This window comes from Pelagibacterium halotolerans (genome assembly GCF_044811015.1).
GTDB lineage: Bacteria > Pseudomonadota > Alphaproteobacteria > Rhizobiales > Devosiaceae > Pelagibacterium > Pelagibacterium halotolerans_A.
On sequence record NZ_CP085243.1, the window covers coordinates 2,323,809 to 2,343,082 of the forward strand.

Here is a 19,274-nt window from a genome sequence, read left to right on the forward strand (position 1 = left end):
CTGGACACGCTCTAATGGTACCGCATAACGCGTGTTTCACCGCTCCGCGCCGAATAGATCAATAGCCTGCCCAGGAGGGGCTCACCGATTTCGGTTATCCATTTGATGGCCTCGTTGGCCATCATTGTCCCGACGATCCCGGGCAATACGTTCAGGACACCGACTTCCTCGCAAGGTGGACTGTCCTCAGGACGCGGGTCTACGGGATAAAGCGCTTCAAAACGCGGGAGCGGCTTGCCCGCTGCATCCACCAAAAAGGGCGCCAGTACGGTAAGCGACCCGTCGAACTGCCCCAGCGCACCAATCACCAGCGGAACGCGCGCATTCGCACAGGCCGCGGCCACTGCCTTTTTCGCGGCAAAACTGTCCGTGCCTTCAACCACCAGATCGTGCCCGACGATCATTTCGGCGGCATTGTCAGCGCTGATTTTCATGGTCACGGCGGTAACTGCGACATGCGGGTTGAGCGCCCTGGCATAGGCCTTTGCACGCTCAGCCTTGGATAAGCCTGCATCGGCGGAGCTATAAATCACCTGCCGTTGCAGATTGGAAACGTCGACCGCGTCAGGGTCGAGAATAGTCATGCTGCCAATTCCGGCGCCCGCGAGGTAGGCGATAACCGGGCTGCCCAGCCCCCCTGCCCCAACGACAAGCACGTGCGTGGATTTAAGCTTCTGCTGTCCTGCCCCGCCCATGTCCTTGAGCACGATATGCCGGGCATAGCGCCGGATTTCCTCGGAGCTGAGATTCACTCGCGATCCCCGATAGGCAGGGCGATGAACTTGCGGTCGGGACCTTCAAAGCCGTGCGACCAGACGGAGAGCACGGCGATAGCCGAATCGAGATCATAAGCCTCGAAAGGCATAAACACTCCATAGAGCTTATAGGTGATCACACAGCCGCGTGAGGCCGGGACGCGGGTATCGCGGTGAATTTCACGCGCTTCTGTCTTGGTCGCAAGTGTCAGCGCGTAGCCCATGGGCTCTTCACCGAACCATTCGACACAATCCTCACCCGATGGAGCCTTGAAGATGTCGAGGCCGAGTTGGTATTCGCCTTCGGTTTCAGCCAGGCCCCATTTGGGGATGCCGAAGCTCATACTCAACCTGTCGTCGCCGAGTTCGCCGTCTCCAGAAAGTGCGACGGGGACGGCGGGATGGAAAATGCCCAATTCCGTAGCGGCTTCCGCAGCCGCTGAGCCGGCCTGTCCGCGGGCTTCGCTCAGTGACGCACCGTCGGACTCGATCCGTACCTCGAACGGGGAACCGGCAGCAAAACTGTCCGTATCAAGGTCGATGATGAAAATTTCCGAGACGGGAAATCCCGATCCGTCCTGGATAACGAACTGCTCGAAGGCGAAATAGTGCCCATCTTCGGAAAAGCCCAACGCATCGAACTGATATCGGTCCGCCGCCTGCGCCGGCATCGCCAGCGCCGCAAGGGCCAGTGCCAGGCTAGCTGCCGGTCCCCGTGGACCCAAATCCATCGTTGCCACGCTCGGTCTCCTCAAGTGTTTCGACCTCAACAAACTGCGTATCCGGCACCGCGGCAATCACCATCTGGGCAATCCGGTCGCCACGGCGGATTTCGAAGGGTTCCTTGCCGTGGTTGATGAGGATCACCTTGACCTCGCCGCGATAGTCCGCGTCGATCGTACCGGGCGCGTTGAGCACGGTGACCCCGTGCTTGGCCGCGAGCCCCGAACGGGGGCGTACCTGCGCTTCGAAGCCGGACGGCAAGGCGATGGCGAAACCGCAAGGCACCATCTCGTACCCGCCGGGCGGCAGAACCAGCGCAGTATCTTCATCGATGGCCGCGGCGAGGTCGTATCCCGCCGCGTCCCGGCTGTGGCGCTTGGGCAGGGGCAAGCCCCTGCCGTGCTCCAAAAAGCTTAGCGCAATCATGGTTCCTATTTCTGCACGACCGCGTAGAGTTCGTCGGGCAGTTCCAGCGTGCCCTGCATGAGATCGGCAAACGGAATCTGGTAGCTTGCCGACATACCGTCCTCGGCGCGATCCATGTTGGTGTCGACGATCTCGCCACCTGAAACGTTGAACGTGATGTAGTGCCCTTCGAACATGGCCGCGACCATGGCCATCATTTCGGGGTCTTCTTCCTCGCCCATACCCTGGGAGATTTCCTCGTTGAGCTCGCCGGTCGGCAGGCTGACCCGCACCTGGCCATTGCCGATCGCTGTGATCTCGGGACCGCCGTCTTCCTCATTACCGAGGTCGAGTTCGGCGAAAGTACCCTCTGAAGTTACGACGCAATCGGTCGTGGTATCGCCCGCAATCACTTCGCCGTCGGGGCAAAATTCGTCCCCGCCCTCTTCGGCCTGCTGTTCGATCATCGTGTAGACGTCGTTGGAAACAGACGTCGTCATCGTCGCCCGGCCCTCGGTTTCACTCAAGATATCGAGGTCCATGGAAACGTCCATGCATGCGGCCAGACCCAAGGTCACGACCACGGCGCCGCCCAGCCGGGCAATCGGTGCGAAATTCATCTTTATGCCTCCGTCCACAAGCATTGCGGGCGCAGGGACGCCCAAGTTTAACTCCGGCACTGTGGTCGGAATCGGGGTTGCTGGCAACCCGATCAGTTCACTTATACTTTAGCGAAAATGCGCTGCGACCTTTTGCGCAAGCTTTTGTGCGACTGCAGTCTTGGTCATGGCACCCCAGCGTTCATGCCCATTCGAATCAAAGAAGACGATATCAGTGCCATTGCCGCCGAAAACGCCGTGGTGGGTGCTGACGTCGTTGGCAAGGAGCCAATCGCAGCCCTTGGCGGCGAACTTCCTGGCTGCCCGGGCTTCGAGGTCTCCCGTTTCGGCGGCAAAGCCGATAACGAGATCCGGGCGGCCGGATTCGAGGGTGGAAATGCGCTTCAAGATGTCAGGATTTGGCGCGAAATTGAGCGGCGGAGGATCCTCAAATGCCTCCTTCTTGATTTTCGTCTGAGCGGGATTGGCGACGTGCCAGTCGGCGACCGCCGCGCAAAAGACTGCGACGTCGGCAGGCAGTGCCTTTTCGACGGCCGCGTCCATCTCCCGCGCTGCCGTCACGCGGACGATGTCGCAGCCCTGAGGATTGGCGTATTCGGCAGGGCCGGTGATAAAGCTCACCTTTGCGCCCAGAGCGGCAAGGGCTTCGGCGATGGCGGTGCCCTGCTTACCCGAGGAGGCGTTCGAGATGTAGCGTACCGGGTCGATGGGTTCGCGGGTGGGGCCGGACGTAACGATGACGTAGCGGCCTGCGAGAGGTTTGGGGGCACCCTCGAAATGAGTCTCGATGGCGGCAAGGATCGCTTCGGGTTCGGCCATACGGCCCGGGCCGTATTCGCCGCAGGCCATCTCGCCTTCATCGGGGCCGACGACGATGACCCCGTTCTCGCGCAGGGTTGCCATGTTGCGGCGGGTCGCGGCGGCTTCCCACATGCGGACGTTCATCGCCGGAGCGGTCATGATAGGGGTGTCTGTGGCCAGCAGGCAGGTCGAGGCCAGGTCGTCGGCGAGGCCGTGGGCGAGCTTGGCGAGGAGGTTTGCCGTTGCAGGCGCGGCGACGATCAGATCGGCGGAGCGCGAGAGCTCGATGTGGCCGATCTCGGTTTCCTGGGTGAGGTCGAAAAGCTCGGTCAGGGCGGGCTTGCCGCTTAGTGCGGCGACCGTAAGGGGTGAGACGAACTCGGCGGCGCTTTTGGTGAGGATCGCCTGCACCGTGCCGCCGGCTTTCTGAATCAACCGGATGAGCGTCTGCGCCTTATAGGCGGCGATGCCGCCGGAGATGACCAGAAGGATATGTTTGCCATGGAGCATTTACCGGCCTCCGAAGAGCATGACGGCCATCAGCGCGATCGCCAGCACAACACCCAGGAGCGCGGTCCATTTGAGCGCGACCGTTACCCTGTCGCGCCGCCGGGCGCGGTGCTGATCGGCTTCGATCTGTGCGAGCACACGCTCGGCGCGCGCGGCGAAACCCGGCAGGCGTGTAAACAGGCTCACGGCCTCGCCCAAACCATCGCGGGCGCGGTCGATGTGGCCCAGAGGCCCAACCTGACGGCGGACCCAATCGCCGACTACGGGTTCGGCGGCGGTCCACATGTTAAACTTCGGATCGAGCATGCGCGCGGTTCCCTCGACCAGCACCATGTTCTTTTGCAAGAGCACCAATTCGGGCCGCGCGCTCATATTGAACACCTCGGTGGTCTCGAGCAACTGCCCCAGCACCCGCGCCATGGAAATCTCGTCGGCGCCGCGGCCCACCAGCGGCTCGCCGATGGCGCGCAACGCCTGCGCAAAATCGTCGACCGACTGATCGGCGGGCACGTAGCCGATATCGAAATGCATCTGGGCGATGCGCTTATAGTCGCGGGTGATGAAGCCGTGCAGGATCTGGGCGAGAAAGCGCCGTTCGGGCAACCCGATCCGGCCCATGATCCCGAGATCGACGGCCACGATGGCGCCGGTTTCCGGATCGGCGAAGAGGTTGCCCGGGTGCATATCGGCGTGGAAGAAGCCGTCGCGGATAGCGTGTTTTAAAAAACTCTGAATGAGTGTTATCGCGAGCTTGCTGCCGTCGAGCCCGGCCTTTGCGATCGCTTCGGCGTCGCGGACGGGAATGGCGTCGATCCAGTTGGTGGTGAGGACCGACCGGGCCGTTTGGGCCCAATAGAGTTTCGGTACGCGGAAGCCGTCGTCCTCGACGTTATTGTCCGCCATTTCTGAAATGGCTGCGGCTTCCATGCGCAGGTCCATTTCGAGCGTCGCGGAGCGGCTCAGCGTATCGACGACGCGCTGACCGTTGAAGCGGCGGGTTGAGGGAATGAGCGTCTCGAGCGCGCGGGCGGCGGCGCGCAGGCCCTGTAAGTCGCGATGGAAGCGCTGGACGATGCCGGGGCGCAGGAGCTTTACTGCGACGGTTTCGCTCGTACCGTCCGGAAGGGTCAGCGTCGCCTTATGGACCTGCGCGATGGAAGCGGCGGCTATGGGTTCGGAAATGTCCGAAAGCGCGGCGGCATCTTCGCCCAACGCCTCTTTAAGGAGATTCGGCACGAGCCGCGCGTCGAAGGGCGGCATCGCGTCCTGCAGCTGGGCAAGGTCGGCGGCCACGTCAGGCCCCACGATGTCGCGGCGGGTGGCGAGCAATTGGCCAAACTTGACGTAAGTCGGCCCCAGCCGGTTGAGCGCGTTGGCAAGCCGGGTCACACGGCCGGTTTTCCGCACGTCGCGCTTTTCGATCAGCCGCGCGCATTTGATCGCAAGGCGTGCCGACGGCGGCAAGGGCTGATTTTCAGCCAGCGAGAAGGCGCCCTCGCGGGCGAGGATGAAACCGGCGCGCAAAAGCCGGAGATAAGCAAACATCTAAAGTTTCCAGGCTCCATGCAGCGCGGCGATATTGCCTGAAAAGGCGTCGTGGGTGACCCTTTTGAACCCGGCGTCGGCAATCATCGCCGAGAAGGTTTCGGGGTCGGGGAAATTGCGAATCGAATCAACGAGATAGCGGTAGGGCGCCGCGTCTCCGGTGACCATCCTGCCCATGGGCGGGATGAGAGTGTCGGAGAACAGGTCATAAACCTTGTCGATCACGGGTATGTCGACCTTGGAGAATTCGAGTACCAGAAGCCGGCCGCCGCGCTTTAGGACCCTATGCGCTTCTTGAAGCGCCTTTTCGATGCGCGGTACGTTTCGGATACCGAAAGCGATCGTATAAGCGTTAAAGCTCTTATCCTCGAAGGGCAGGTCTTCGGCATTGGCCTCGACGAACTCGACTTGGGAGGGGTAGCGCCAGGACTTGGCGCGCTCGGCGCCGACGGCGAGCATACCGGCGTTGATGTCGGACACCGTCACTTGCGCGTAGCCATGGCTGGCGTCGAGGATACGCATGGCAATGTCGCCAGTGCCACCGGCCATGTCGAGGACCTTATAGGGCTGATTGCCGAATTTGGGAGGGGCCAGACGGGCGACCATCAGGTCTTTCCAGATCCGGTGCACGCCACCGCTCATCAAGTCGTTCATCAGGTCGTAGCGTTCGGCGACCTTGAAAAAGACCTGGTTGACCATGCCTTGCTTGTCCGCAAGCGGCACGGTGGCGGTGCCGAAATGTGTCGTCTCGTGCGTCTCGGGCATGGCGAGCACTCTTGTCCTTTTAAAAGCAACGTGGTTATGGGCTTGGGCAAACGATAACGCAAGCGCGGGCTGTCTCAAAAGGTTACCGCGTCGCAGGTCCCGAACCATGCCCGAACTTCCAGAAGTCGAAACTGTCCGGCGCGGACTGGCGCCCTTTCTCGAAGGCGCGCGGATCGAAAATGTGACGCTTTACCGTCCCGACCTGCGGTTTCCGTTCCCAGAGGGTTTCGCCGACGCACTCATCGGCCGCACTGTCGTCACTGTCGGGCGGCGCGCGAAATATCTGCTCTTTGGACTTTCGGACGGCGCGCTGTGGCTCGCGCATCTTGGAATGACGGGAGCATTCTGGGTTGACGATACAGCGCTCGATGAGCCGTCGCGGCTTTTCAAAAACGAAGCGGGTGTCAAACACGTCCATTTTGCGGCGCGGCTTGCCCATCCCGAGCGTGGGACGATCACGCTTTATTATGGCGATCCGCGCCGGTTCGGCTTCATGGCGCATTTCGGACCGGACGCGCCCAATCCCTATCTCGACATTTTGGGCCCTGAACCCCTGGGCAATACGCTCAACGCCGATTTTCTCGGGCAAGCCTTCATGGGCAGGAAGAGTCCGGTCAAATCCGTGCTGCTCGACCAGCGGGTGATTGCGGGGCTCGGCAACATTTATGTGTGCGAGGCGCTGCACGTGGCCGGGATCGCGCCCGCGCGCATCGCCAGAACGCTGGCGACAAAAACCGGAAGGCCGCGCCCTGCGCTGCTCGCATTGCCCGGTGCGATAAGGATGGTTCTCGATAGCGCGATTGCCGCGGGTGGCTCGACCTTGCGCGATTTTCGCAATGCCGACGGACAGCCGGGATACTTCCAGCACAGCTTCCTTGTTTATGACCGAGAGGGACAAACCTGTTTGAAGCCTGCGTGCGGCGGCGCGATCAGCCGGATCGTGCAGTCGGGCCGGTCAAGCTTTTTCTGTCCGGTTTGCCAGCGGTGAGACCTCCGTTCTCGTCGTCGTCGATTTATCCGGACGATGCCAAGGACAGGGAATTGGAATGTGACAAAGTGCGTTGACTCTCAGCCATGCCGCTCATATAGAGCAGCCTTCGTCGGCGCCGGGACCCCGTGCGCCTTTCCGGTTGTGCGCCACAAAGGTTGCACGCAAGGCATATTCGCCACGAGGAAGTTTTAAACATGGCAAATACCCCTTCGGCCAAAAAGGCCGTTCGCAAGATCGAAACCCGTACCAAAGTCAACACCGCTCGCCGCTCGCGCGTGCGCACCTTCTTGCGCAAGGTCGAAGAAGCGATCGCTTCGGGCGACCAAGCCGCTGCCGCCGCTGCGCTCAAGGCCGCCGAACCCGAGCTTCAGCGTGCCGCCGGCAAGGGCGTTTTTCATAAGAATCTGGCCAGCCGCAAGATTTCCCGCCTCGCCAAACGCGTCAAAGCTTTGGGGGCGTAATGAAGATGTCTTCTGGGCCGGATAGGCAACTGCCGGCCCGTCGTGCCCTCCGAGTCGCCACTCGATAGAAGAAGTTTTCAGCCCCCGAAAGGGGGCTTTTTCTTGGTTCGAAATTCCGTAACAAATCCGTCACGAGATTGTCATCTTACGCCACGCCGGGGGAGGAATCGCGGCCGTCGAGAAAAAATTTTTGGCGCCTCAAATTTGGGCAGAGAGATGATTCTACAAGGAGTCCCATACCCTTAATTTTTCCTTTCGGAACCCTTCTGGCGAGCTCGCAAAAATGACGTGAGAGTCAAGCCCATTTTTGATGAAATGTGCGGTTGTGCGCGAAAATTTGGCTGTCTAAAATGGCTCCATTGGATGACAACAAAAGCGGCGGACATCCAAGTGAAACGACCGCCGTCCTGCCTAAAGAGGGAAACATGATGCGCGGCTCTGATGGTTCCAGGCAATCGAGCGCAGTCTCGGATGCGACGGCCAAGCATCAGCTTCACGGTCGAGGGCAGGACTACTAGCCAGGTCGTTTCACATATAGTCCAGTAGGCGCATCCAGCGCTGTTTTCTATTTGTTCGTTATTCTGAGCTTCATCAATTCAATTTGATGGAGGATGAGTATTTTTGTCTGCGTTTGGGGCGCATTTGAGGGAAACCACAGACCGCTCAACAATCGGGCGGCGCAACGGGGAAAGAGGCTCGAATATGGAATCGATCGCGTCAGCGGATCGCGACACCTACCAAACCAAAAAAGCACAAGCGGAGGTTAACCCGCACGGGGAAATCGGGGCACAAAGCGGGACGAGAGACATGACGACGGGCGAAACCGAGCAGTTGTGGCTGCGCGTGCGTGCACGGCTGCGGGCGGCGGTCGGCGAGGATATCTTCACCTCATGGTTCGCGCGCCTTGCGCTTGAGGAAATCGTCGGCGATCTGGCGCATCTGTCAGTGCCGACGCGGTTTTTGTGCTCCTGGATTCAATCCAATTACGTCGAAAAAATCCTTGAGGCATTTCGGGCCGAAGACGAGGCGATTTCGCGCCTGCACCTGACTGTCAGGGTAAACGGTCAGGCGCGTCCGCGGCTTGTGGCCGGCAACGACGTTTCTCCCGAGCGCGCGGACACCGCAGCGCCGGACGCAGAAACCCGCCCTGCACCAGCGAGCGCAGCCGGCAATATGCTCGGTGCGGCGGGCGGCGCGCCGGCGGATGCGCTTTCGGGCAGCGCACTCGACCGCAAGCTGACCTTCGAGACCTTCGTTTCGGGCAACGCCAACGAAATGGCGCTCGGGGTCGCCAAACAGGTGGCCTCGGCGGCAGCCAACAATACGGTAACTTTCAACCCGGTCTATATCCATTCGACCGTGGGGTTGGGCAAAACCCATCTCCTCAATGCAATCGCCTGGGCAGCGGGAGCGTCGGACGCAAACCGCAACATCGTTTATCTCACCGCCGACCATTTCATGTACCATTTCATTACGGCGGTGAAGCACCAGTCCGCGCTCGCCTTTAAGGAATGGCTGCGGCGGATCGACCTTCTTTTGATCGACGACATGCAATTCCTGCAGGGGAAGTCGGCCACCGAATTCGGCCACACGCTTTCTTCGCTGATTTCAGGCACCAAGCAGGTTGTCGTCGCCGGCGACGCACCGCCGCGGGACCTTGAAATGCTCGACGACCGCGTGCGCTCGCGGCTCTCGGGCGGACTGGTCATTCCCATTGCGCCCTTCGACATCGAGTTGCGCCGCGCCATTGTGCAAAAGCGCGCTGACCAGGCATCGGGGCGGTTCTCCGGGCTCACCTTTCCGGCGCCCGTCATTGACTTCATCGCGCGATGCATCGTTTCCCATGGCCGCGATCTCGACGGCGCGGTCAACCGGCTGGTGGCGGCCAACCAGTTGACAGGCGAGCCGATCACGGTGGGACTGGCCGAAAAGACGCTGCAGGATCTGATCCGTAGCCGGGAAACGCCACGGGTGCGCATCGAGGATATTCTGCGCATCGTCGCGCGCCACTTTAACGTGCGCAAGACCGACCTTCTCTCTTCGCGCCGCTCGCGCGACGTGGTGCGGCCACGCCAGATAGCCATGTATTTGGCCAAGGCGCTGACCTCGCGCTCCTTGCCCGAGATCGGGCGCCGGTTCGGCGGGCGCGATCATACAACCGTTCTTCATTCGGTCCGCAAGGTCGAGCAGCTCATGGCCGACGATGGGGACCTGACGCAGGAAATCGAGCTTTTGAAGCGGATGCTTGAGGAGTGAGCAACGTCCGCCGCGTCAGTGGCGGCAAAAAGCTCCAGTGGAGCTTTTTGAGAGGCGAACGCCCGGAGAGCTAGCTCGCAGGGCAAAAGCGCGAACGAGACGTCTTCCCCACCAATTCCTGCGGAAAATCCCCCACCCCGGCGCTCTGCGATGGGGTGGGGCCTTGCGTTTTTGGGCCAATGGGGGCAGGGTCTCGGCCCGGCGTTCTGCCGGAATGCAGGCCGAGCCCGGCCTGCGCCGCATCATGGGTTTCCGTAAAGGGGTGTTGATACGCGATGAAGGTCACGCTTGAGCGCAACCACTTGTTGAAGTCGCTTGGCCATGTGCATCGGGTCGTCGAGCGCCGCAATACCTATCCGATCCTCGCGAACGTTTTAATGAGCGCGACCGCCGAGGGACTGGACCTGCGGGCGACGGACCTCGACATCGAGGTGACGGAGACCGTTCCCGCGATGACCGGCACGCCGGGGATAACGACGGTACCGGCACACACGCTTTACGAGATCGTGCGCAAGCTTTCGGACGGCGCGGAGGTGGTGCTCGAAACTGACGGCGCGGACCAGATGCTGATCACCTCGGGGCGCTCGCGCTTTCACCTCGCCTGCCTTAATCCGGATGGGTTTCCGGATCTCAAATCGGGCAGCTTTACGCACACCTTCTCAATCCCCGCTGAAACGCTCAAGGATCTGATCGAGCGTACGCAGTTCGCGATCTCGAACGAGGAGACGCGGTACTATCTCAATGGCATCTTCATCCACACAATCGAGGCGGGTGACGGGATCGTCATGCGCGCTGTAGCGACCGACGGGCACCGTCTGGCGCGGGTCGAGGCGGAAGCGCCGCCGGGTTCGGCGGGGATGCCGGGGATTATCGTGCCGCGTAAAACGGTCTCGGAAGTTTTGAAGCTGCTCGACGGGGTCGAGGGCGATGTGGCGGTCGAACTGTCGGACACCAAAATCCGGTTTACGCTTGGCGGTGTGGTGCTCCTCTCGAAGCTCATCGAGGGCAGTTTCCCTGATTACGAGCGGGTGACGCCGAAGAACAACGACAAACTAATGCGGGTCAACCGCGATAGCCTCGCCAAGGCCGTCGACCGGGTGTCGACGATTGCGTCCGAGCGCGGCGGCAAGGCAGTGAAGCTCTCGCTCTCCGAAGGGATGCTGGAATTGTCGGTGACCAATCCCGATCACGGGACGGCGAATGAAGAAGTCGCCGTCGAGTTCGATGTCGAAGCGTTCGAGATCGGCTTCAACGCGCGGTATTTGCTGGAAATCATCTCGCAAATCCGCACAGAGAACGCGCTGTTCCTCTTCAACGACGCGGGTTCACCCACACTCGTCAAGGAAGACGGGGAAACCCAGGCGCAGTTCGTGCTGATGCCGATGCGGGTTTAGGGCCAGAACGCACTTATTTCGCGCTCACGATGGAGACACAAATGGCCAAATGGCAGGAAGAGAGAGCAGAGCGTACCGGGGGTACGGTCAAGCTCTCCGACGCCCCAGTTGGCCATTTGCGTCCCACCCCGGAGGGGCGCGCCGGATTCGGCCATTCGGTGCGTCAAAGTCCGCCCTCCGTATCCCCGATACGCACGACGCACTTTTCCAGCCGGGCTGGCCAAATCCGGCAGCGTCGTGAGTGCGAAATAAGTGCGTGCTGGCCCTAGGCCCGGCGGGCTTCCGATGCCCCAGCGTTACATTTCAAGACTCAGGCTCACCAGCTTCCGCAATTATGCGAGTGCCGCGCTCGATCTCGGGCCGCAGCATGTGGTGCTGACGGGGGAGAACGGCGCGGGCAAGACGAACCTCATCGAAGCGGTATCGTTGCTCTCGCCGGGACGCGGGCTGCGGCGCGCGCCGTTCGATACGCTGGCGCTTTCGGGTTCGGACGGCCATTGGGCCGTCGCGGCGAGCGTCGAGACCGAATACGGACCCGTCGATATCGGCACTGGCGCAGCGGGGGATGCGGGATCGCGGCGGGTGCGGATCAACGGCACCAATGCGCCTTCGGTGACACAGATGAGCGAATATCTGCGCATTCTGTGGCTCACCCCGGCGATGGACGGGCTCTTTTCCGGGCCGGCATCCGAGCGCCGGCGGTTTTTCGACAGGCTCGTGACGACGCTCATTCCCGGCCATGGCGCGGCGGTGGCCGATTTCGAAAATGCCATGCGCCAGCGCAACCGGTTGCTCGATGAAAACGGCGATCCGGGATGGATCTCCGCCATTGAGGCGCAGATGGCCGAATATGCCTCGGCGGTTCATTTCGCGCGCACGGATTCGCTTGCGCATCTGCAGGCGCTGATGGCTTCCTCAGTTGCCGATACCGGGTTTCCCGAGGCAGTTTTGGACCTCTCGCCGCTTTTGGAGGATGCCGATCCCGGAACGGCGTCTGAGCTCGAAGGCGAATTGGCGCTGCGCTGGCGGGCGTCTCGCGCGCTCGACAGGGCGGCAGGGCGGACGACATTGGGGCCGCACAGGGTCGATTTTTCCGTCACCCACCGGCAAAAGGGCATGCCGGCAGGCCTGTGCTCGACCGGTGAGCAAAAGGCGCTCCTCATCGGGCTCGTGCTGATCCATGCGCGGCTGGTCAAGGAGATGGCCAGAATCACGCCCTTGTTGCTCCTCGACGAGATCGCCGCGCATCTCGACCCCAAGCGCCGCGCGGCGCTTTTCGATGCGCTTGAAAAGCTCGATACGCAGTGCTGGATGACGGGGACCGATCCGGTGCTTTTCGCCGATCTGCGCGCGCGCGCGCAGCACTTTTCCGTCGCAAGCGGTCAATTGCACCAAACCGGTTGAAAATCAGCGATTTTTGCCCACTTATTGACCAGAACTTCCGGCAAATTGCTTTGGGAAAACGAGGGGATCGGATACAACGGAACGGTCCCCAACAAAGGCTGATTCTTAAGCTTCATGAGTGACATTACAAATATCTCTGGCGAACCTGAATACGGTGCGGATTCGATCAAGGTTTTGAAAGGCCTCGACGCGGTGCGCAAGCGCCCGGGGATGTATATCGGGGATACCGACGACGGCACCGGGCTGCACCATATGGTCTACGAGGTCGTCGATAACGCGATCGACGAGGCGCTGGCGGGACACGCGGACATTGTGACCGTCACGCTCAATGCCGACGGCTCGGTGACGGTGACCGACAATGGCCGCGGCATTCCCACCGACATCCATAAGGAAGAAGGGATTTCGGCGGCCGAAGTGATCATGACCCAGCTCCACGCGGGCGGGAAGTTCGACCAGAATTCCTATAAGGTCTCCGGCGGCCTCCATGGCGTGGGCGTTTCGGTGGTGAACGCGCTTTCGGTGTGGCTCAAATTGAAGATCCGCCGCAACGGCAAGGTTTACGAGATCAGCTTCACCCACGGGGTTGCCGACAAGCCGCTCGAAGAGACCGGTACATATGAAGGCCGCTCGGGGACCGAGGTGACCTTCATGCCCTCGACCGATACCTTCACGATGGTCGAGTTCGACTACAAGACGCTTGAACACCGGCTGCGTGAACTCGCCTTCCTCAACTCCGGCGTGCATATCATCCTTAAGGACAAGCGGCATCCCGAAGTCATCGAGACCGACATGCTCTATGAGGGCGGGCTTGAGGCGTTTGTCAAATATCTCGACAAGAATAAATCACCGCTACTTGGCGCGCCCATTGGGCTTTCGGCGGAAAAGGATGGGATCACGGTCGAAGTGGCCATGTGGTGGAACGACAGCTACCACGAAAACGTCCTGTGCTTCACCAACAACATCCCGCAGCGCGACGGCGGCACACACCTAGCGGGCTTGCGCGGTGCACTCACCCGGCAGGTGACGAGCTATGCCGACCGGAGCGGGATACTAAAACGCGAGAAGGTATCGTTGACCGGCGACGACACGCGCGAGGGGTTGACCTGCGTGCTTTCGGTCAAGGTGCCAGACCCCAAATTCTCGTCGCAGACCAAGGACAAGCTGGTGTCTTCCGAAGTCCGGCCGGTGGTCGAGAACGTCGTCAACGACAAGCTGTCCCAATGGTTCGAAGAGCATCCCGCCGAAGCCAAGACCATCGTTACGAAGGTGGCTGAGGCCGCTTCGGCGCGGGAGGCGGCGCGCAAGGCGCGTGAACTGACGCGGCGCAAATCTGCGCTAGAGATTTCCTCGCTGCCCGGCAAGCTCGCGGACTGCCAGGAGCGAGACCCGGCAAAGGCCGAAATCTTTATCGTCGAGGGTGACTCGGCAGGCGGCTCGGCCAAGCAGGGACGCTACCGTGCGACGCAGGCCGTATTGCCGTTGCGCGGGAAGATCTTGAACGTCGAGCGCGCGCGGTTCGACCGGATGATTTCCTCCGACCAGGTCGGCACGCTGATCACTGCGCTGGGGACCGGGATCGGACGCGAGGAGTTCGACCCGGAAAAGCTCCGGTATCACAAGATCATCATTATGACGGACGCCGACGTAGACGGCGCGCATATCCGCACGCTTCTTTTGACGTTCTTTTACCGGCAGATGCCGGAGATCATCGAGCGCGGACATCTCTATATCGCGCAACCGCCGCTCTATAAGGTTACGCGCGGGAAATCCGAGCAGTATTTGAAAGACGAGCGGGCGCGGGAGGATTACCTTCTTTCAGGTGGCGTCGAGGATGCCGTGCTGACGACGCGGGCCGGGAGTTCGCATGCTGGCGCAGATCTTTTGTCCATCGTCGAGCAAGCACGCGACCTCGATCATCTGATCGAGGCACAGAATACAAAATACAATCGGCAAATGATCGAACAGGCCGCCGTTGTGGGCGCGCTAGACCCGCAAGCGATGGAGGATGCCGCCGCCGCGCAGCACCTCGCCGAGCGCGTCGCCAATCGGCTGGACCGTATGTCGGACGAAACCGAGCGCGGCTGGACAGGCGCACTCGACGGCGAAGGGGGCTTTGTCTTCTCGCGCGTGGTGCGCGGGGTGACCGAATCCCATTCCCTCGACGCGGCGCTTTTGGGTTCGGCGGACGCGCGCAAGCTGCGCTCGCTGGCAGGCAAGCTCGACGAGATCTATGGCGGTGTCCCGACACTCACGCGCAAGGATATAAAGACCGAGATCTACGGCCCGCGCTCGCTGTTTGCGACGATCATGGCGGCTGGCGGCAAGGGCGTTTCGATCCAGCGCTACAAGGGGCTGGGCGAAATGAACGCCGAGCAGCTCTGGGAGACCACGATGGACCCCAATGCGCGCACCCTCCTGCAGGTCAAGATCGACCAGACGGACGATGCGGATAACATCTTCACTCAGCTTATGGGTGACCTCGTCGAACCGCGGCGCGACTTCATCCAGGATAACGCGCTGGCCGTTTCGAACCTGGACGTGTGATCGGCGGCTAGAAGATTTGTTGCGAATTTATCAGAGTTGGGGGCGGCGCGCATGCCTGCCCCGAACCCGGCACGCGGTTTGATGACTATCCGCCAAAATCCGATGCAGATGCGCAACACTGAGGGGAGCGCGCATTAATTTGATCGGGCCGCTTGCATCGGGCCGTTTTACCTCACATAAACCGGCCACATTTAGGCTCAATAGCAAGAGCCTCGACTTGGTTTGCCGCGCGGGGACGCGCGTGCATCGCCGGCGATTGAGAGGAAGGGACGCCACGCAATCGCCTTATCTGCCCGGAAAGTGAGCTCTATGGACCTTCGCCTCAATCCCGAAGACCGTATCGACGCCGGTAAAAAAGGCGGCAATGGCGCTGGTGCGTCTGGCAAGGCCGCGCGGGCGGAAAAGCCCCAGAAGGCACAAAAGCCAAAAAAGACGCCCAAGGGACGGCAAGCGAAGACCAAGAAGCGGCGCGGGGGGATCGGCGGTTTTCTTGTAGGCGCTGTCTATTTCTGCTTCACGATGGCGATTCTGGGCGCGATCGTGGTGGGTGGTATCATTTTCTATTACGGTCGCGAGCTCGGCGCGCCCAACACATGGGAAGTGCCGCAGCGGCCACCCAATATCCAGGTACTCGCCTCAAACGGGCAATTGCTTTCGAACCGCGGGCAAACCGGCGGCGAGGCGGTATCCTACCACGAGATTCCTTACTATGTGCCGCTCGCGATCATCGCGAACGAAGACCGGCGCTTTTATTCGCATTTCGGCGTGGACCCGATCGGCCTGGCCTCCGTGGCGATTGAATCGCTGCGCGCCGGCGAGTTGACCCGCGGTGCCTCGACGATCACCCAGCAAGTGGCAAAGAACCTGTTTCTGACCCCCGACCAAACGCTCGGGCGCAAGGTGCAGGAAGCGTTGCTGGCGATCTGGCTCGAGCAGAACTACACCAAGGAACAGATCCTCGAACTCTATATGAACCGGGTCCATTTCGGTTCGGGCGCAACGGGGATAGAGGCAGCCGCGCAGACGTATTTCGGCATTTCCGCGCGCAACCTTTCGCTAGGGCAGGCGGCAATGCTCGCGGGTATCCTGCCTGCCCCCTCGGCCTATAACCCCAAGACCCATCCCGATCGCGCCATCGAGCGGCAGCGGCTGACACTGGCGAACATGGTACGCGAAGGTTTCATTACCCAGCAGGAGGCCGACGCGGCGGCGGTCGATCCATCGCGGACAAGCGTGCCCACGCGGCAGGCGGGGGCGGAATACTACGTCGCGGATTGGGTCGAAACGCTCATGAACGCATATCTGGGCGAAGTCAACGAAGACGTCATCGTCCATACGACCATCGACTGGGATCTTCAAAAGCACGCGGAGTTCGTCATCAAGGAAGCGGTCGCCGAATATGGCACGGACCGCAATTTCGACCAGGCGGCTCTCGTGGCCATGGATACCGAAGGCCGTGTGCGGGCCTTGGTGGGCGGCGTCGACTACACCCAGAGCCAGTACAACCGCGCGGTGACGGCACGGCGGCAGCCGGGGTCGAGCTTCAAGCCGTTCGTCTATCTCGCCGCGCTTCAGCAGGGCTACACGCCCGATACGGTGATGATCGACGAGCCGATCGATTATAATGGCTGGTCGCCGAGCAATTACGACCGGCAGTATCGCGGCCCCATGCTGCTGCGCGACGCGCTCGCCAAATCGATCAACACGATCGCTGCACAGCTCGCCATCGATATCGGCCCGGAAAACGTCATCGAGACCGCCTACCGTATGGGCTTTTCCTCGAATTTCCAGCCGGTGCCGTCGATTGCGCTTGGCACGCAGGAGGTCTCGCTGCTCGAATTGACTGCGGCCTATGCGCCCTTTGCCAATGGCGGGCAGGGCGTCATCGCCAACGTCATCACCCGGATCACGACGACGGATGGGGAAGTGCTCTACGAGGCCGTACCCTCGGGGCCGGGACAGATCCTGACCGACGAGCAGGTGGGAATGATGAACGACATGCTGCAGACGGGTGTACGGGAAGGGACCTCGACCCGCGCGGCGCTACCCGGCTGGCCCATGGGCGGCAAAACGGGAACCACGCAGAGCACGCGCGATGCATGGTTCGTCGGATACACAGCGAGTTGGGTCGGCGGGGTATGGGTTGGCAATGACGACGACACCTCGACCGGCGGGCTGACCGGCGGCTCGGTGCCCGCCGAGATCTGGCGGAAATTCATGGTTCAGGCGCATGAAGGGCTTTCGGTCGCCAATCTGCCGGGTCATTACGTGCCCTTGGCCGAGCGTGTAGCCCAGCCCGCGGAAGGACAGGCTGGCACCCAACCGGACGGGCAGCTCGTTGGACCGGCCAATGACCCTGTCGGCGGCCTGCTCAATTCGATTTTCGGCGGACAATAAGGGCGAAAGCGCCAGGTTGGATGCAGCCCGGTGCGAACCCCTTGTTGGAGGCAATTGATCCGCACCAGAACCTGGCTCCGGACCGCATCCGAGGCCGACGCTAATGGGTTCGTATTGCAACGTTATGACATTACATTGCGTTGCATTGCATACGCTCATGCGCTCCGGCCAGGACACTCCCGAGAATAACCGCGTCGGATCTCGCCGGGCGGAAAAAAGGATAGGCGAGACGATGCAGCTGTTCTTGAGGGTGTTCTTAATCAATCGCCATCAATGACTGACCGTGGACCTTGAGCCAGGCCTTGCCCCTCTCATAGTCCGGCAGCGCGCGGGCGAGGGTGTGCCAATAGGCGGGGGCGTGATTCATCTCGAGGATATGGGCGACCTCGTGGGCGGCGACATAGTCGAGCACGAAGGGCGGCGCCATGATGAGGCGCCAATTGAAGTTAAGCACACGCGCCGATGAGCATGACCCCCAGCGGGTAGACTGGTCACGCATGCGGATCGCGGCGATGGAGACGCCGAGAGTGTTCGCATGGACGGCGCAACGCGCCTCGATATCGGACCGCGCCTCGGTTTTGAACCAGTCAATCAGCCTGCGCCTGAAATGATCCGCACCGCCGGGAACCGAGAGCGTGGGGCCGGCCGGACCCTCACCGGCTTCCACAGTGCCGCGAAGGCTGTCGCGGACGAGGAGTGTGTGCTCAATGCCACGGAGCGGCACATTGGCCCCATCCGCCAGCCGCGCGATGCTGCCACGCTTTTCGAGGCGCTTGGAGAGCCAGCCGCGATTGCGTTCAAGGAAGGCTTGCGCTTCGGCCCAGCGCCCCGAGGCGGGGAAGGTCAGGACCGGTTCGCCCTTGCGCGAAACCGCCAGCCGGTAGTGCCGGGCGCGCGGGTTGACCTTAACGGTGACCGCGACGGCGGTCTCGCCAATCACGAGTTCGGTCAAACTGGGAATTTTCGAGGCGCGCAGAAAACCCAAGCCCATTAGGAGTGTCCCCGAGATTACGATTCGGTTGCGTTCAGTATGGCCCAGCCATAGGCAATCAGGGAAAAGAAAAACGGCGCACGCCAAGGGGGGAGCGTACGCCGTCTTCTTACAGCCCCGGCGGAAAGGTCCGGGGCGAAGGTTCGGCAGGGGCGGGAGGCTCATCCCCTAATATGGCGCCGAACCTCGTGTCTTCGCGTTTTCAATACTGGTGCGGCTGGTCACCGCCGCCATTATCTTCGGGACGATTCTGGCGTTCGCGCATGAAGCGGTCGAACTCCTCACGATCCCGCGCCTTGTGGAGGTTGTCGAGATATTCCTCGAACGCGGCGCGTTCTTCATCGAGCCGGCGGCGCTCCTCTTCGAGGCGCCTCAATTGCTCCTCGCGGTAGTCGTCGAACGCGGCGTTGCCAGTCCGGTCAAAACCGCGATAGTGGCGGCCGTGGCAGCGATGGTGCGCGGCCTTTTTGGCCTTCCAATGCTCGCGTTGGTTATGAACCCAGCTTTCGGCCTTCTCTTTCGAGCCGCCGAAATATTCACCCCAAAGGATATAGGCGAGCATCGCCGCGCCAAGGGGCCAGAAGATGATGAAGCCCAGAACCATCAACGCGATGGTTAGGGGCGACCATTCAGGTTTGATAATTGCAGTGCTCATTGTCCGTCTCTCCAGGTTCGAACACGATTATAACTGGGGTCCCCAAATTCGCGGTCA

General features: G+C 61.3%; 16 protein-coding genes. 7 read left to right on the forward strand and 9 right to left on the reverse strand.

What is annotated here, in order from left to right:
• Positions 1-11 precede the first annotated feature (11 nt).
• From LG281_RS11425 to ubiE, 7 genes are all read right to left on the reverse strand, one after another.
• Positions 12-752: a HesA/MoeB/ThiF family protein gene (locus tag LG281_RS11425; RefSeq protein ID WP_404400757.1), complete on the reverse strand. Its 741-nt coding sequence runs from the start codon at positions 750-752 to the stop codon at positions 12-14.
• A complete protein-coding gene (locus tag LG281_RS11430; RefSeq protein ID WP_404406713.1) occupies positions 749-1,486 on the reverse strand; it encodes a DUF2259 domain-containing protein in 738 nt (245 codons plus the stop codon). The genes LG281_RS11425 and LG281_RS11430 overlap by 4 nt, the downstream gene beginning before the upstream one ends.
• Positions 1,455-1,904: a dUTP diphosphatase gene (gene dut, locus LG281_RS11435; protein WP_404400759.1), complete on the reverse strand. Its 450-nt coding sequence runs from the start codon at positions 1,902-1,904 to the stop codon at positions 1,455-1,457. The genes LG281_RS11430 and dut overlap by 32 nt, the downstream gene beginning before the upstream one ends.
• Before the next feature lie 5 nt (positions 1,905-1,909).
• Positions 1,910-2,503, reverse strand: coding sequence for a hypothetical protein (locus LG281_RS11440; RefSeq protein WP_404400761.1), 594 nt, complete (start codon positions 2,501-2,503; stop codon positions 1,910-1,912).
• A gap of 108 nt (positions 2,504-2,611) precedes the next feature.
• Positions 2,612-3,814 carry a bifunctional phosphopantothenoylcysteine decarboxylase/phosphopantothenate--cysteine ligase CoaBC gene (gene coaBC, locus LG281_RS11445; RefSeq protein WP_404400763.1) on the reverse strand — a complete coding sequence of 401 codons (1,203 nt, stop codon included), beginning with the start codon at positions 3,812-3,814 and terminating at the stop codon, positions 2,612-2,614.
• Positions 3,815-5,359 carry a 2-polyprenylphenol 6-hydroxylase gene (gene ubiB, locus LG281_RS11450; RefSeq protein ID WP_404400765.1) on the reverse strand — a complete coding sequence of 515 codons (1,545 nt, stop codon included), beginning with the start codon at positions 5,357-5,359 and terminating at the stop codon, positions 3,815-3,817. It lies immediately after the preceding gene.
• Complete coding sequence (gene ubiE, locus LG281_RS11455; RefSeq protein ID WP_404400767.1) at positions 5,360-6,124, reverse strand: bifunctional demethylmenaquinone methyltransferase/2-methoxy-6-polyprenyl-1,4-benzoquinol methylase UbiE; 765 nt, start codon at positions 6,122-6,124, stop codon at positions 5,360-5,362.
• Between the two features lie 106 nt (positions 6,125-6,230).
• On the opposite strand from ubiE, the gene mutM reads away from it, so the two are divergent.
• The 7 genes from mutM (at position 6,231) to LG281_RS11490 (ending at position 17,571) form a co-directional block, all read left to right on the forward strand.
• Positions 6,231-7,112: a bifunctional DNA-formamidopyrimidine glycosylase/DNA-(apurinic or apyrimidinic site) lyase gene (mutM, locus tag LG281_RS11460; protein WP_404400769.1), complete on the forward strand. Its 882-nt coding sequence runs from the start codon at positions 6,231-6,233 to the stop codon at positions 7,110-7,112.
• A 197-nt stretch (positions 7,113-7,309) separates the two neighbouring features.
• The gene (gene rpsT / locus LG281_RS11465; protein ID WP_404400771.1) at positions 7,310-7,576 is read left to right on the forward strand and encodes a 30S ribosomal protein S20; all 267 of its coding nucleotides are present in this window, start codon (positions 7,310-7,312) and stop codon (positions 7,574-7,576) included.
• An 807-nt stretch (positions 7,577-8,383) separates the two neighbouring features.
• Positions 8,384-9,832, forward strand: coding sequence for a chromosomal replication initiator protein DnaA (dnaA, locus tag LG281_RS11470; protein ID WP_404406715.1), 1,449 nt, complete (start codon positions 8,384-8,386; stop codon positions 9,830-9,832).
• A gap of 275 nt (positions 9,833-10,107) precedes the next feature.
• Positions 10,108-11,226, forward strand: a complete 1,119-nt coding sequence (gene dnaN / locus LG281_RS11475; protein ID WP_404400773.1) for a DNA polymerase III subunit beta — start codon at positions 10,108-10,110, stop codon at positions 11,224-11,226.
• 285 nt (positions 11,227-11,511) lie between these two features.
• On the forward strand, positions 11,512-12,630 hold the full coding sequence (recF, locus tag LG281_RS11480; protein WP_404400775.1) for a DNA replication/repair protein RecF: 1,119 nt from the start codon (positions 11,512-11,514) through the stop codon (positions 12,628-12,630).
• A 114-nt stretch (positions 12,631-12,744) separates the two neighbouring features.
• Positions 12,745-15,174: a DNA topoisomerase (ATP-hydrolyzing) subunit B gene (gene gyrB, locus LG281_RS11485; protein ID WP_404400777.1), complete on the forward strand. Its 2,430-nt coding sequence runs from the start codon at positions 12,745-12,747 to the stop codon at positions 15,172-15,174.
• A 309-nt stretch (positions 15,175-15,483) separates the two neighbouring features.
• Positions 15,484-17,571, forward strand: a complete 2,088-nt coding sequence (locus tag LG281_RS11490) for a transglycosylase domain-containing protein (protein WP_404400779.1) — start codon at positions 15,484-15,486, stop codon at positions 17,569-17,571.
• A 256-nt stretch (positions 17,572-17,827) separates the two neighbouring features.
• Here LG281_RS11490 and LG281_RS11495 read toward each other — a convergent pair whose 3' ends face one another.
• Positions 17,828-18,562 (reverse strand): M48 family metallopeptidase, encoded by a 735-nt coding sequence (locus tag LG281_RS11495; RefSeq protein ID WP_404400781.1) that lies wholly within the window; start codon positions 18,560-18,562, stop codon positions 17,828-17,830.
• A 202-nt stretch (positions 18,563-18,764) separates the two neighbouring features.
• Positions 18,765-19,217: a DUF2852 domain-containing protein gene (locus LG281_RS11500; RefSeq protein ID WP_404400783.1), complete on the reverse strand. Its 453-nt coding sequence runs from the start codon at positions 19,215-19,217 to the stop codon at positions 18,765-18,767.
• Positions 19,218-19,274 lie beyond the last annotated feature (57 nt).

Bases quoted from the DNA above. Each gene is read 5' to 3' on its own strand.
- LG281_RS11490 (WP_404400779.1), top strand. From the start codon at position 15,484: ATGGACCTTCGCCTCAATCCCGAAGACCGTATCGACGCCGGTAAAAAA.
- gyrB (WP_404400777.1), top strand. From the start codon at position 12,745: ATGAGTGACATTACAAATATCTCTGGCGAACCTGAATACGGTGCGGAT.
- ubiE (WP_404400767.1), bottom strand. From the start codon at position 6,124: ATGCCCGAGACGCACGAGACGACACATTTCGGCACCGCCACCGTGCCG.
- dnaN (WP_404400773.1), top strand. From the start codon at position 10,108: ATGAAGGTCACGCTTGAGCGCAACCACTTGTTGAAGTCGCTTGGCCAT.
- mutM (WP_404400769.1), top strand. From the start codon at position 6,231: ATGCCCGAACTTCCAGAAGTCGAAACTGTCCGGCGCGGACTGGCGCCC.
- LG281_RS11430 (WP_404406713.1), bottom strand. From the start codon at position 1,486: ATGGATTTGGGTCCACGGGGACCGGCAGCTAGCCTGGCACTGGCCCTT.
- rpsT (WP_404400771.1), top strand. From the start codon at position 7,310: ATGGCAAATACCCCTTCGGCCAAAAAGGCCGTTCGCAAGATCGAAACC.
- recF (WP_404400775.1), top strand. From the start codon at position 11,512: ATGCCCCAGCGTTACATTTCAAGACTCAGGCTCACCAGCTTCCGCAAT.
- dut (WP_404400759.1), bottom strand. From the start codon at position 1,904: ATGATTGCGCTAAGCTTTTTGGAGCACGGCAGGGGCTTGCCCCTGCCC.
- ubiB (WP_404400765.1), bottom strand. From the start codon at position 5,359: ATGTTTGCTTATCTCCGGCTTTTGCGCGCCGGTTTCATCCTCGCCCGC.
- LG281_RS11500 (WP_404400783.1), bottom strand. From the start codon at position 19,217: ATGAGCACTGCAATTATCAAACCTGAATGGTCGCCCCTAACCATCGCG.
- LG281_RS11495 (WP_404400781.1), bottom strand. From the start codon at position 18,562: ATGGGCTTGGGTTTTCTGCGCGCCTCGAAAATTCCCAGTTTGACCGAA.
- dnaA (WP_404406715.1), top strand. From the start codon at position 8,384: ATGACGACGGGCGAAACCGAGCAGTTGTGGCTGCGCGTGCGTGCACGG.
- LG281_RS11440 (WP_404400761.1), bottom strand. From the start codon at position 2,503: ATGAATTTCGCACCGATTGCCCGGCTGGGCGGCGCCGTGGTCGTGACC.
- coaBC (WP_404400763.1), bottom strand. From the start codon at position 3,814: ATGCTCCATGGCAAACATATCCTTCTGGTCATCTCCGGCGGCATCGCC.